Below are 13,148 nucleotides of genomic sequence, written 5' to 3'. Positions count from 1 at the left end.
GCTCCACGCGCCAGCTCGAACAGGCCATCAGGCACTACATCAAGATCAACAACAGCGACCCCAAGCCGTTCGTCTGGTCCAAGACTGCCGATGACATCCTTGCGAGCGTCGAGAGATTTTGTTTGCGAACTTCTAACTCACGACACTAGACTGCCGGTGAACAACGAACCCCTGTACCACCACCAGAGAACCGGACCATGTGGATGCCCCCCTCTATCGTGACTTCACGCAACAGGCGCAGATCGACGCCCAGTACGGTACGCAGCAATGGGTGACCGATCCGGCGGCCGAGGCACGCCACTTCATCGAGCGCAGCGCGTTCGCCCGCGAGCACCTGCGGTGTACGCTGGACGTACCCTTCGGCCCCACCCTCGACGAGACGCTGGACATCTTCCCCGCCGATCGTCCGGACGCGCCCGTTTTCGTCTTCATCCATGGAGGCTACTGGCGCGCCAACACGTCGAAGGAGTTCAGTTGCGTCGCGCTCGGGCTGCAGGACTGCGGCGTGACGACGGTCGTGATCAACTACTCGCTCTGCCCCAAGGTACGCATCGACGAGATCACCCGCCAGGCTCGAGCCGCGCTCGCCTGGGTCGTGCGGAATATTGATCGGCACGGCGGCGACCCGCGACGCATCGCGGTCGGCGGCCACTCGGCGGGCGGTCATCTCGCGGCGATGTGCCTCCAGACCCGGTGGGCGGAAGAATACGGGCTGCCGCGCGACCCGATCGCCGCGGCGGTGCTGGTGAGCGACCTCTATGACCTCGAGCCGCTGCGCTACAGCTACCTCCAGCCGCCGATCCAGCTCGATGAGCGGACGGTCCGGCAGTGTTCGCCGCTGTTCGCGGTGCGCCCCTGCGCCACGCCGGCCCTGCTCACCTGGGGCGACGCCGAGTCCGATGAGTTCGCTCGACAGGCCGCGAGCTTTCATGCCGCATGGTCAAAGGCCGGAAACCGCTCCGAGCTGACAGCGCAAGCCGGCGCGCATCACTTCTCCGCGATCCATGGCTTCGAGCATGCATCCAGCCCGCTCTGCCAGTGGGTGGCAGGGGCCCTGGGCGAGCGCTGATGGATCGGTCGAGGGGTCGCGCCACCGCCCAAGGCCATCCACGGCTTGCGAAACATGCACGCCGGTCCATCCGTTTCTTGCAGATTGGCCTCATGGCGCGGGTTCCATCCGGTTCTCGCAGCCTTTGCTGGCTGTAAGAATATTGGCCAGTTCCCAGGCAACCGGCTCTTCGGACCGGTGTCCGGATTTCACGGTGGAGTGCCCCAACGATGCCCCTGTCGACCAAGGCCGACGTGCTGTCGCCGCTGTACCGCAATTGCCTGTTCAGGTCCGACGAGCGGGTCGACGCGCACGACCACGTCAGCCGGGAACTCGCCGACCATCTGCTGCGCTGGAAGAGCGGCATGCCCGACGTGGCGATGTTCAAGGGCAGCCTGAACCGTCTCAGCATGTACCTGCTGCGCTACGGCGCCGAAGTGGAAGTCACGCCGAACCCCTTCGACGACTTCACTCTCGTACACACGTCGCTCTCGGGCGGCGCGGAGATCGAGGTGGACGGCCAGAAACTGGTGATCGCGGAAGGCAGGACCGGCGTTCTGACGCCGAAGCAGCGCGTGCGGCTGCGCTGGTATCCCGGCACCCAGCAGCTGATCCTGAAGGTCCCGCATGTGCTGTTGCGCGAGCTGGTGCACCTCGACGAGGCTGACAAGCCGGAACTCACGCCCGGCTATCTTCTCGATCGTCGACTCAGCACGCAGTGGGACTTGATCATGCACTCGCTTCTGAACGCGATGTCGATGCCTGCCGAGTCGGCGCTCGACAAGGCCTGGCTCGATCATTTCGAACACAATGCGGCGCTGTTCCTCTTGTCCCACCAGGTCCGCGGAAGCGCCCAGGCTTCAGCACTCGGATTGCACGTGGTCCAACCGGGTCACCTCAAGGATGCCGTGGCCGGCGCGGGCGACTCGCGGCGGATGAACATGCTGCTCGAGTACATGGACGCACGCCTCGGTGCCCCGTTGTCGCTCGAGGATATGGCCAGCGCGGCCGGGGTCAGCATCCGCACGATCAACGAACTCTGCCACCGCCAGCATGGCGTCACGCCGATGGAGTTGCTACGCAACCTGCGTCTCGACGCCGTCCGTTCACGGTTACGAATCCAGCCTGACCTGAGCATCACCGAGACGGCCCTGACCTTCGGGTTCGGGCACCTGGGCCGCTTCTCTGCCTATTACTTTGACCGCTTCGGCGAACTTCCGCGACAAACGCAGGCGAGGCCCGAATAGGTGCCTGGGCCTGGTTTGCAGGGCACCCTCTTGCAAGCACTTCTTCCATCAATTGTGCCTGGTAGCGGCATGCCGCGACCCAAAGTGCACCGATGCGTTCCGACTCCTCTTCGCAAGCCGTGCGCGTGAGGGCTCGCGACGGGCCGGTGGATGCTCGCGTATCCCTTTCATCGATGAATGGGGTGCAGTCGGCTGTTGCGAGCTCGGTCGTTCTGGTCTTTTCCACTGGGGGCACTCCTTCATCGGCAGCAGGCGGCGACCCAGCAACTGGGCCCTCCATGCGGTGGCAAGTCTACGAAGCGGAGGTGCGGACAACTATCCAGTTACTGCGCGCTGGCAGCCAAGGACTATCCGTCCCCTGCGAGCGTCCTAGCACCGTCCGTGAACCGCCAATTGGGCTTGTTCAGGGCTCTGAACACGACCAACTCGAACTCGTTGGCGGGCAAGTGGTGCAGCCCTCACCGTTGGCGACGACGCCCGAGTCCGGCAAGGTCTCCTCGATCGCAGCTGCGCGCAAGAAGCGCGATGCCGCCAGGCGGCCCGGACTGCGCGAGCTTCCCGATCATCTGCCACGGCGAACAGTGGTGCACACGCCGCACGGCGGGTGCAATTGCGAGGCCTGCGGTCGCGGCCTGCATGAGATCGGCCAGGACGTGAGCGAAGTGCTGGACTACGAACCGGGCAGCTTCCACGTCGTGCGTCATGTGCGACCGAAGCTGGCGTGCACGGGCTGCCACACGATCAGCCAGGCGCCGGCTGCAGGGCGCCGGTCGCGGCACATGCCATTCAGCCGAGAACGGGTGCTCGCGGCGTAGTGCTCGTGCGGCCGCTGCGGCATGCAGCACCGCGTCGCTGGAGAAATTGCTTTTGGCGCGCGGGCGCCATTGCCGGGGGGCTGAGGCACTGGCGCTAGTCTCGTCATGGAACTCGGAGGCTAAACACGACTGCGTCGAATCGTCGCCGCGGTGATGCTGTTCGGGACAATTCCCAGATGCCTTTTGGCGGAACCACGAAGGGCGGTTTCCCAAGAACTGCACCAGTTTCGCTCCACGGCGGAAGGGGCATTTGAATGAAGTAACCAAGCTTGGAGTCGGAACCTATCCCTCCGCACATCCAACATGAATAGATCATTGCTTTCGCTCGCCCTTCTCGGCTTGATCGGCTCTGCCCACGCACAGTCCGAACAGGCTCTCGCGCGGGCCAAGAATTGCATGGCCTGCCACTCTGTGCAAGCCACCAAGGTGGTTGGTCGTTCCTTCAAGGACATTGCTGCCAAATACAAGGACGACATGCGATCGAAGCACATGCGCGCCAGCCGGAATGTCTCTTGGAGCCTCCACGGTCTGAACCGATCTGCGATTGGAACGCCGGTCGAGCGATCAAGCCGATAGCAGTTCGCCAGCGCGCTTGAACACGTCGACGGGCGTCGGCATGGCCGAGCGCTCGACGGATGCGCCAGGGCTCTTTCCCACCAGCTTTTCATAGTCCGAAAGCTCCGCCGGCGCAGGGCTGCCCCCGCTGGAGGCGAGTGCCTGCCAGACTGCCAACAACAGCAGGCCGATCGCCAGGGTGGCCAGCCAGGATCGTGAGGTCGAAATCGAGCTTTGCATGGTCACGCCCTGCCCAGCGACTTCAGGTATTCTGCGGGGCGGTCGGAGTCGAAGCTTTTGCCCAGAATGGTTTCCTTGCGGAATCCGACCTCGGGCGCCTTGCCGCCGCGCTCCTCGATGAGGCGCTTTGCATCGGTGGCCAGCATGACCTGTCGGGCAAGGCCCTTGTAGTCCAGGTCCTCCTTGATCATGTTCCATCTGCGCATCTGGGTCAGAAGCCAAACCGCGCTTGAGTAGTGGGGGAAAGGCTGAAAGTCGATGCGGCGCGGCAGGGTCTTCACGTTGCCGAGGCCATCCGCATACCTGCCGGTCAGGACCTGGTCCACGACCGTTTCGGGCTGATTGAGATATTGGGGCTGGGCAAGGATCTTGGCCATCCCCGCGCGATTGCCAGGGTCGGATACATGCAGGCTCGCCGCGATGATCGCGCGGTAGGCGGCCATGAAGCTGTTCGGATGGGCCTTGATCCAGGCCTCGGTTGCGGTCACCGAGCAGCAAGGATGCTCCGGCCAGATCTCGCTCGAGACTAGGTGAATGAAGCCCGCACCTTCGTACACGGCGCGTTGGCCACCCGGCTCGCCGCCGAAGAAACCGTCGATGTTGCCAACCCGGAGGTTGGAAACGTATTCGGACGGAGGAACGACGCGGTAGGAGATGTCCCTGTCCGCGTCCAGCCCCGCTGACGCGAGATAGTGGCGCAGCTGGAGCATCTGATGGGACTGCTCGAACGGCACGGCGAACCTGAAGCCTTTCCAATTCTTCGGGTCGCGGTTGTCCTTGTGCTTCATCGAAAGGACCAGCGAATTGCCATTCTGGTTGAGCACCGTCATCACGCGGGCCGGAATGGGAGCGCCGCCGATGCCGGCGGACATCGCCAGCGCAACAGGCATCACCTGCTGGGAGATGTCCAGTTCGCCATTGACCATCTTGTCGCGGATCAGGGCGATTCCGGCGATCTTCTGCAGGCTCAGTTCCAGGCCCTCGCGCGGGAAAAGCCCGAGCTGCTCCGCATAGATCAGCGGCGTCGCGCAGGTGATGGGCAGGAAGCCGACGGCAAGCCGCTTTTTCTCCGGCGCGCCCTTGTTGCGCTCCTGCGCAACGGCGGCAAGCTGGGTCAGCGGCGTAAGCGCCGTGAGTGCGGCCAGCGCCCCTGCCCGCCCCAGCGTCTTGACGAAGGCACGCCGCAGGCCGTGCTCGGGAAAGAGGCCGTGCAGCATGCCCTGAGCCATGGCACCAGCCAGCGCATCGTCGGCGTTCGCAGGCTTTCCTGCGAGGCACTCTTCGTTGTCACCATGCGTGCCGCCGCATGCGCAGAGGCTGGTGCAGGAAAGGCGAACATACTCGTGTGATGGGTCCATGGGCCCTCCAGACTGGGTTGAACGGATCAGGTCCGCGACACGGCAATGGTGAGCATGTTCCGTGCAAACAGCTCCGGGAAATTCACAACCCGCTGTGCGCAGATCCTGCATGGACCCATAGAGCCCGTAAAAACGCACCTCTCGTTGCGTTTTTCGAGTATCTGTGCGGCCGTACCGGCAACTATCCTGTGGAACTCAGCAACGCATAGCGAGTACCTGACATGAGTTCATTGCCCCGGGTGAAGGTTGCCGCCGCCCACGTAGCACCGGTGCTGCTCGACAAGACCGCCACGACCGAGAAGGCGGTGTCCATCATCAAGGAGGCAGCCCTCAACGGCGCACAGGTGATCGCGTTTCCAGAGACGTACATCCCGGCGTTCCCGGTCTGGGCGGCTCTTTGGGCGCCCATTTACAATCACGATCTGTTCGAGGCCATGGTCGAGAACAGCGTCTATGTGCCGGGGCCCGAGGTGGCCTTGATTGCCGCGGCCGCCAAGCGCTTTGGCGTGTGCGTGTCGATGGGCATCAGTGAACGCAGCACGGCCAGCGCTGGCTGCATCTGGAACTCGAACATCCTGATCGGAGAGACGGGCGAGTTGCTCAACCATCATCGCAAGCTGGTGCCGACCTTCTACGAGAAGCTGGTCTGGGCGGCGGGCGACGGACAAGGGCTGCGCGTCGCCGAGACGCGTTTCGGGCGCATCGGCGGCTTGATCTGCGGCGAGAACACCAACCCGCTCGCACGCTTCGCGCTCATGGCGCAGGCGGAGCAGATTCATATCTCCAGCTGGCCGCCGATTTGGCCCACGCGCAAGCCGTCGGGAGGTGGGAACTTCGACAACGTTGCGGCAAACCGTATTCGGGCGTCCGCCCATTCATTCGAAGCCAAGGCATTCGGAATCATCTGCGCGAGCTTCATGGACAAGGCGATGCGTGACTTCCTGGTGGATCGCGATCCGGCCGTGGCAGAAGTGGTCGACGGCACGCCGCGCGCCGCGTCGATGTTCGTGGACCCGACCGGCACGCAGATCGGCGACACGCTCCAGAACGAGGAAGGGATCGCCTACGCCGAGTTCGACCTGAACAAATGCATCGAGCCGAAGCAGTTCCATGATGTGGTCGGCTACTACAATCGATTCGACGTCTTCTCTCTGGGTGTCGAGCGCCGCCGCCACCAGCCGGTCGCATGGTCGGGACAGGCCGATCCGCAGTTTCCGCGGCTGCTCGACGATGAGATGACTGCCGGGGTGCTGGATGAATAGCGCCGCGTTCCTGCCACCGCTGCCTGAAGGAGCGGAGCGCTCGGTCGTCATTGGCCGGTCTCCCGGATTCCATCTGAAGCCGCCACCCGTCCCTGCGGCGCTGCGCGACTTCATCACATCCGATGCGCAGCTCTTCGAGACCATCCACATGGGTTCGGTCGAAGTCGACGCCAAGCTCTGGCGACTGCAAGTGGACGGGCTCGTCCGCAGGCCTTTCTCCATCGGCCTGGACGCTCTCAGGCAGCTGCCTTCAGTCTCCGTCACCGCCTTCCACGAGTGCTTTGGCAGCCCCCTCGCGCCCGCCGACAGCAATCTCTGGCGGGTAGGCAACGTCCGGTGGACCGGTGTGCCGCTGGCTGTGCTGCTCGAGCATGCGCAACTCGAGGCGGGTGCTACCCATGTCTGGTCGGACGGCCTGGACAGCGGCGAGTTCGGCGGCCGCAGGATGAATCGGTATCGCAAGGATCTGCCGATTTCGAAAGCGCTGTCTCAGGAGGTGCTCGTGGCTTACGAGATGAATGGCGTACCTCTGACGCGCGAGCGGGGAGGTCCGGTTCGCCTGGTCGTGCCAGGCTGGTTCGGCACCAACATGACGAAGTGGCTCTGCCGCCTATCGGTCCAGGATCGGCGTGCCAACTCTCCCTTCACGACCGTCTGGTACAACCGCGACAAGAATCACGGGGGAGAAGTCGTTCGAGAGCCCGTGTGGGCAGTGGAGCCAAATTCACTGATCACCCATCCCGCGCCCGGCGACACCATCTCCACTGACACGGTGGAGATCAACGGCTGGGCCTGGAGCGACAAGGGCATCCGTGGCGTGGATCTCAGCACCGATGGCGCAGTCACGTGGCAATCGGCCGAGGTCCGGCCCCGTCAAGAATTCGAATGGCAGCAGTTCACAGCAACGCTTCCGCTGCCGCGATCGCCCGGCCCCGTGAACATCGTCGCGAAGGCCCGTGACACCGATGGATCGTTCCAGCCATTGAGCGGAGCGCGAAACGCGGCACATTCGGTCCAGATCCAGCGGCTTCTGTCAGATTCTTGACGAATCATCTCGACGTTCGTCGACGACGTGCACGCAATGTATCGGACGGAGTCTCGCCGAACTGCTTTTTGTATTCCTGCGCAAAGCGTCCCAGGTGTAAGAAGCCGTGCTCCAATGCAATGTTGGTAACCGTCTCCTCATCCGCGACATTCAAAAGCTGCTCACGAACCTGTCCGAGACGAACCTTCCGTAGATAGGCCGTTGGCGTAGTCGTACGGTGCTCCTGAAATGCGCATTGCAAGGCACGCACGCTAACCCCGAGCGAGGAGGCAACATCAAAAACAGTCAAGGACAGATCGCCAATGCGGTCGTGGATCAGTGCCTCGGCGCGACTGGCCAAGCGGGCGGGCCTCGAAACCGGTTTCTCTCCTCGCATCCAGCCGGAGTAGTTGTGTGGATGCCCATGGAGCAAGGATGCCAGCACGAACTGCTCCAGCGATCGATACGCCGGTGCCGGCAGCGAACCCGGCAGTGTCTTAACCAGATCCAGGACGCTAGTCCATGTGCGCTCGAGCTCTGCAGAAAATGGCATTAGGTCGAACTTCAGCCCATCATCGAGCGGTCGGCCAACGAGATTGGAGCAGCAGGCTGCAAGCGCGGCCGCGTCGGGCCTCAAAGTGATCTGCTCGAAGCTAGGGCCAAAGTCGAAACGCGTCGGACGCCCAGCCGATACCGGGATCGTCGCCCCTTCATGCCAGGCTGACGTCCGGTTGCCCTGGAATACCGCAGCTTCACCCGCTGTACACCGCATGAAGAGAAATAGCTCGGGGAACTCGCCGGCGTCGACCTCCACGCGAGCTCCGTAAGCGAGTCGGACGATCGGAAGAGGCCCTGCTTCGGTAGCACTCAGCCGGGTATCTAGCATCCTTGCCCGACGGTCAAGATGCAGCTCATGCGGACAGTACACAGCACCGACCACATTAATCGCCTCGTCGAGATCTCTCGTCTGATAGTGCATGTTCGCCTCTTTAGATTAGCGTACTGTCCGGCAATTCCGCACATTGTGCAGCAAGCGGCCCATTTCATACACGGGCCATTCTTGCGGCCACACGCACGCAATCAGGGGAAACCCGGGTATAGCAACCTGCGCAGAGCGGACAGGCCGGCGTATTTCGGATCGCTGCGCATCGCATCTTCAGCAAGACTGGTGCCAGCTGAGCAGTTTGCCGGCCCCTTCACCCATGCAGGAGTACTTGATGAGCTTGTCCCACGAACTCGGCCTTTCCGAGACTTACAGCGCTTTCATCAACAACGAGTTCCAGCCGACGATCACCGGCCAGAGCTTCGAAGCCCGGCATTCGAGCACGGGCGAGCAGCTCGCACGCATTGCCCGGTGCGACAAGGCCGAAGTCGATGCGGCAGTGCAAGCCGCGGCAAACGCATTTCCAGCCTGGCGTGCCACGCCGCCGGAGGAGCGCTCTGCGATGCTCCTGAAACTCGCAGCCGCCGTCGAAGCAGACTTGCCGCGGCTCGCGCGCATCGACTCGGTCGACATCGGGCGGCGGCTGTTCGAGACTGAACTGGATCACCGCTTCGCAGTTTCGCAATACCGCTATTTCGCGGCTGCGGCAATCACGCACGAGGGCTTTGGTCGCCCGATTCCCAACGGCTACTTGGTCGCCAAGCGTGAGCCCTACGGTGTGTGCGGGCAGATCATCCCGTGGAACGTGCCGGCGATCATGACCGCCTTCAAGATTGCGCCCGCGGTTGCCGCAGGCAACACCATCGTTCTGAAACCCGATGAAAACGCCTCGCTCAGTACGTTGGAGCTCTGCAAGCACGTCGCAAAGATCTTTCCGCCCGGCGTCATCAACATCGTGCCCGGCTTCGGGGAGGAGGCTGGCGCCGCCTTGACTGCGCACCCCGGTGTATCGAAGCTGGCATTCACGGGCAGCAGCGAAGTCGGCCGAATCATTGCTCGTGCCGGCGCCGAAAGGCTGGTTCCCGTGTCGTTGGAGCTCGGCGGCAAGAGCCCGAACATCATCTTTCCCGACATCGACGACATCGATGCAGTGGTCGACAACGCGATGTTTGCGACGATGTACTGCAACGGCCAGTCCTGCCTCGCGGGCACCCGGCTGTTTGTGCATGACGCGGTCTACGACGCCGTGATGGAACGACTGGTCGCCGGGATGGAGCGTGTGAAGATCGGCTCAGGTCTTGCACCGGACACTGTACTGTCGAACCTTGTGTCGGCCGAACAAGGCGAGCGCGTGCTCAGCTATATCGACATTGGGAAGGCCGAAGGCGCACGCCTGGTAACCGGTGGGAAGCGTGTTCCCGTGGAAGGCCACGAGGCGGGCTACTTCATCACCCCGGCGGTATTCGAGGCGCACAACCGCATGCGCATCGCGCAGGAAGAGATCTTCGGACCGGTGCTCAGCGTCATTCGCTGGAAGGACTACGACCAGATGATCGGAGAAGCCAACGACGTGCGCTACGGATTGGCCGCCGGCCTGTACACCACCAATCTGCGCAACGCATGGGAGACCGCCGATCGGCTGCAGGCGGGATCGGTGTGGATCAACCAGTATTTCAATCTGGCCAGTGGTTCGCCGTTCGGTGGCTTCAAGGAGAGCGGGATCGGCAGTGAGTACTGCCACGAGACGCTGAACATGTACACGCATCTTAAGGCCGTGACGATCCAGACGCGAGTGGCTCCGCCCTGGTTTGCCCCGAAATCATGAATCGACCACGTCTGCACCACCGCCTTCAACTTCAAATAACCTCAGAGGTCATCCGATGAAAATCACTGCCGCTGTCATGCGTGAGAAGGGCGGGAAGTTCGCCCTCGAAGAGATCGAACTGGAGGCTCCGCGGGACGACGAAGTCCTCGTCCGCATGAAGAGCTGCGGCATCTGCCACACCGACACATTGCCAAGAGATCAGGTCGTGCCGACTCCCTTTCCTGCGGTGTACGGCCATGAAGGTGCGGGGATCGTCGAAAAGGTCGGCGGCCGGGTAAGCAAGCTCAAGCCTGGGGACCATGTCGTGATGAGCTGCAACTCCTGCGGTCATTGCGATACATGTCAGACCGGCAAGCCCATGTACTGCCGGCACTTCTTCAAGGCCAATTTCGGCTTCGCACGGATGGACGGAACGCCCACCATGCACAAGGACAGTGAAGTCGTGCACGGGGCATTCTTCAGCCAGTCTTCCTTCGCGACATACGCCTTGGGCACCGAGCGCAGCGTGGTGAAGATCCCTTCCGATGTTCCTCTCGAGCTCATGGGGCCGTTGGGCTGCGGCGTGCAGACCGGTGCGGGCGCGGTCATCAACTCACTGCGTCCACAAGCAGGTGATTCGATTGCCATTTATGGCGCGGGCTCTGTCGGTCTTTCGGCGCTATTGGGTGCGAACGTGACCGGCTGCGCCATCCGGATCTGCGTCGATCCCAACGAAGCACGGCTCCAGTTCGCGCTCGAACTGGGCGCAACACATGTCATCAACCCGCGGACAGACGACCCAGTCAAGAAAATTCAGGAGATCACTGGTGGCGGCGGGACGCAGTTCTCTCTTGAAACCTCGGGCAACCTCCTGGCGTTGCGCCAAGCCGTCGATTCGATCCAGATCATGGGCGAGTGCGGAATGATCGGCGCACCCGCGTTCGGAAGCGAAATTGGCCTGGACACCTGGGGACTTCTTCTCGGCCGGAAGATCCGCGGCATCTGCGAGGGTGACTCGGTGCCCGACCTTTTCATTCCGAAATTGGTGGAGCTGTATCGACAGGGCCGATTCCCATTCGACAAGCTGATCAAGTTCTATGAGTTCGATCAGATCAACGAAGCCGTCGAGGATGGCGAGCGCGGCAGAACCATCAAGGCCGTACTGCGTTTTCCCGACTGACGCGCTTTGTAGAAGAACCGTTTCAAAGGAATAGCATTCATGCCAGTGAGTCGAAGAGGAGCAATCAAGATGGCCACGTCCTTGGCGGCGCTGAGTACTGGATGCGCTGCTCCGGGTGCAACCCAAGGGACGATCACCCGCGATGCCATCGGGACGCAGCTCGGCTCGTTGAAGTTCGACCTCGGAGTGCCGACGGCCCAAACAGCGGAAAACCTCTTCGATGCCCTGGACTACCAGAGCGCTGTCATGAGCTATCTCTGGGCGATCCCGACCGTCGGGGTGGAAAGCGCGCGGCAGATGCTGGTGGACAATGCCGGCGCCCGCAGCGGGGATCTCGTCCTGGTGTCGGGGTACCGCGAGGTCAGCATGATGCTCGGTTCGAATGTCACGACACCCTATGTGTTCGCATTCTTCGAAATTTCACAGCAGCCGCTCATCTTGCACTATCCGCCAGGCGCAACCGCGGGATCCTTGGTCGACTGGTGGGACCGTCCTTTGTGCGACCTCGGCATGACCGGCCCCGATGCCGGCCAAGGTGCCGTGTTCGTTCTCCTCGGCCCAGGCCGGGAGACACCCAGGGACATTCCGACTGGCGCACATGTGCTGCGATCGCGAACGAACAAGGTCCTCATGTTCTGCCGTGGACTCGATGCAGACTTGAAGAAGGTGGAGGCTGTTTTCTCGGCCTTGAAGGTTCACGCCCTTGACCAGCAGCCTGGCACAGCAAGCACGCGCCTGTTGCGGTTCAAGCCACAAGGAGTCTTGACGAGCATGGCGCATCCCCAGGGCCTCGCCTACTGGCAGCGGCTGGTGAATGCGATCCAAGGCGAGCCGGTCGAAGATCGCGATCGCTTCTTTGCCGCCATGCTCAAGCAGCTCGGCATCGATGCCAGTCACCACTTCAATCCAGACGCAAGACAGAAATCAATCCTGGAAAGCGCCGCGACCCTCGGCGAAGCCACGGCAAAGGCCATCGCATTCAAGAAACGCATTGCCGGCATGCGCTACCGTCCCGACGCTCATTGGGAATACCTCATCGCGCCCAACTTCGACAACGAACAGGATGTGCCCGGCGGCACGCTGTTCGAAGAGCGTACGGCATTCTTCTACGAAGTGACCGGAACCTCCGCAGCCGTGCTGACCAAGACGCCAGGGGTGGGCGCAGCCTACCTTACAGCCTACTGTGATGCAACGGGCGCCTCCTTCGATGGCGGACGCAGCTATCGCCTGCGCGTACCGCAAGACGTGCCGGCCAAGTTGTTCTGGTCGATGACGCTGTATGACACGCGGACCCGAGCTCTGATTCAAAACGCGCAGCAGCTCGCCGACCGGTCATCGCGCCAAGATCTGCAGAAGAACTCCGATGGGTCCATCGATATCGTCCTGGGGCCGACGGCACCACCCGGCTTCGAGAAGAACTGGATTCCAACGACTCCGGGAAAATCGTGGTTCGCCTACTTCCGGCTCTTTGGCCCTCTGGAGTCCTACTTCGACCGCTCGTGGTCGCTGCCCGACATTCGGCTTCAGCCGGGCTGACGCTACCGGACAGGGCTGGCAATCGTACTAATGTCTAGGCGTTCTAAACCGAAGTTCCTGAAGTCGCCGAGCGAGTTTTCCTTTGCACGACAAGCATTTGGCGTGAGATCGGGGTTCTGGCTGCTGTCTACATCTGGATCTTCTGGATGAGGTTGAGCGCTCTCTGCTGCTTGGCGTTGGGCGTGGTGAGGACCTC

13 protein-coding genes and 1 pseudogene are annotated in these 13,148 nt (G+C 62.3%); 10 read left to right on the top strand and 4 right to left on the bottom strand.

Annotated features, from left to right (window positions below):
* The 5 genes and pseudogenes from AC1DYK_RS34580 to AC1DYK_RS34560 form a co-directional block, all read left to right on the top strand.
* Positions 1-149, top strand: a pseudogene (locus AC1DYK_RS34580) (IS630 family transposase); the annotation flags it as partial.
* 50 nt (positions 150-199) lie between these two features.
* Positions 200-1,069 carry an alpha/beta hydrolase gene (locus AC1DYK_RS34575; protein ID WP_478170397.1) on the top strand — a complete coding sequence of 290 codons (870 nt, stop codon included), beginning with the start codon at positions 200-202 and terminating at the stop codon, positions 1,067-1,069.
* Between the two features lie 209 nt (positions 1,070-1,278).
* Positions 1,279-2,295, top strand: a complete 1,017-nt coding sequence (locus tag AC1DYK_RS34570; protein ID WP_478170396.1) for an AraC family transcriptional regulator — start codon at positions 1,279-1,281, stop codon at positions 2,293-2,295.
* 464 nt (positions 2,296-2,759) lie between these two features.
* Entirely contained in the window at positions 2,760-3,110 is a 351-nt protein-coding gene (locus AC1DYK_RS34565) for an IS66 family transposase zinc-finger binding domain-containing protein (RefSeq protein ID WP_478170395.1), read from the top strand.
* Between the two features lie 303 nt (positions 3,111-3,413).
* Positions 3,414-3,686: a c-type cytochrome gene (locus tag AC1DYK_RS34560; protein ID WP_478170394.1), complete on the top strand. Its 273-nt coding sequence runs from the start codon at positions 3,414-3,416 to the stop codon at positions 3,684-3,686.
* On the opposite strand, the gene AC1DYK_RS34555 is transcribed toward AC1DYK_RS34560, so the two are convergent.
* Together AC1DYK_RS34555 and AC1DYK_RS34550 are read right to left on the bottom strand one after the other, a co-directional pair.
* A complete protein-coding gene (locus AC1DYK_RS34555) occupies positions 3,675-3,905 on the bottom strand; it encodes a hypothetical protein (protein WP_478170393.1) in 231 nt (76 codons plus the stop codon). The genes AC1DYK_RS34560 and AC1DYK_RS34555 overlap by 12 nt on opposite strands.
* Before the next feature lie 2 nt (positions 3,906-3,907).
* Entirely contained in the window at positions 3,908-5,263 is a 1,356-nt protein-coding gene (locus AC1DYK_RS34550) for a CmpA/NrtA family ABC transporter substrate-binding protein (RefSeq protein WP_478170392.1), read from the bottom strand.
* Between the two features lie 221 nt (positions 5,264-5,484).
* Between AC1DYK_RS34550 and AC1DYK_RS34545 the strand changes: the two genes are divergently transcribed.
* Together AC1DYK_RS34545 and AC1DYK_RS34540 are read left to right on the top strand one after the other, a co-directional pair.
* Entirely contained in the window at positions 5,485-6,525 is a 1,041-nt protein-coding gene (locus tag AC1DYK_RS34545) for a carbon-nitrogen hydrolase family protein (protein ID WP_478170391.1), read from the top strand.
* Positions 6,518-7,570, top strand: coding sequence for a molybdopterin-dependent oxidoreductase (locus AC1DYK_RS34540; protein ID WP_478170390.1), 1,053 nt, complete (start codon positions 6,518-6,520; stop codon positions 7,568-7,570). The genes AC1DYK_RS34545 and AC1DYK_RS34540 overlap by 8 nt, the downstream gene beginning before the upstream one ends.
* Before the next feature lie 4 nt (positions 7,571-7,574).
* Here AC1DYK_RS34540 and AC1DYK_RS34535 read toward each other — a convergent pair whose 3' ends face one another.
* Positions 7,575-8,528 (bottom strand): AraC family transcriptional regulator, encoded by a 954-nt coding sequence (locus AC1DYK_RS34535; RefSeq protein WP_478170389.1) that lies wholly within the window; start codon positions 8,526-8,528, stop codon positions 7,575-7,577.
* 238 nt (positions 8,529-8,766) lie between these two features.
* Between AC1DYK_RS34535 and AC1DYK_RS34530 the strand changes: the two genes are divergently transcribed.
* The 3 genes from AC1DYK_RS34530 (at position 8,767) to AC1DYK_RS34520 (ending at position 12,952) form a co-directional block, all read left to right on the top strand.
* Positions 8,767-10,257 (top strand): aldehyde dehydrogenase family protein, encoded by a 1,491-nt coding sequence (locus tag AC1DYK_RS34530; RefSeq protein ID WP_478170388.1) that lies wholly within the window; start codon positions 8,767-8,769, stop codon positions 10,255-10,257.
* A gap of 55 nt (positions 10,258-10,312) precedes the next feature.
* Positions 10,313-11,416 carry an NAD(P)-dependent alcohol dehydrogenase gene (locus tag AC1DYK_RS34525; protein ID WP_478170387.1) on the top strand — a complete coding sequence of 368 codons (1,104 nt, stop codon included), beginning with the start codon at positions 10,313-10,315 and terminating at the stop codon, positions 11,414-11,416.
* A gap of 69 nt (positions 11,417-11,485) precedes the next feature.
* Complete coding sequence (locus AC1DYK_RS34520; RefSeq protein WP_478170386.1) at positions 11,486-12,952, top strand: DUF1254 domain-containing protein; 1,467 nt, start codon at positions 11,486-11,488, stop codon at positions 12,950-12,952.
* 2 nt (positions 12,953-12,954) lie between these two features.
* Here the strand turns inward: AC1DYK_RS34520 and AC1DYK_RS34515 are convergent.
* A partial coding sequence (locus AC1DYK_RS34515; RefSeq protein ID WP_478170385.1) for a hypothetical protein occupies positions 12,955-13,148 on the bottom strand: 194 nt, incomplete at its 5' end.

The organism is Variovorax sp. P2_H12 (assembly GCF_056403395.1).
This window is presented reverse-complemented; position numbering and strand designations above follow the sequence as displayed.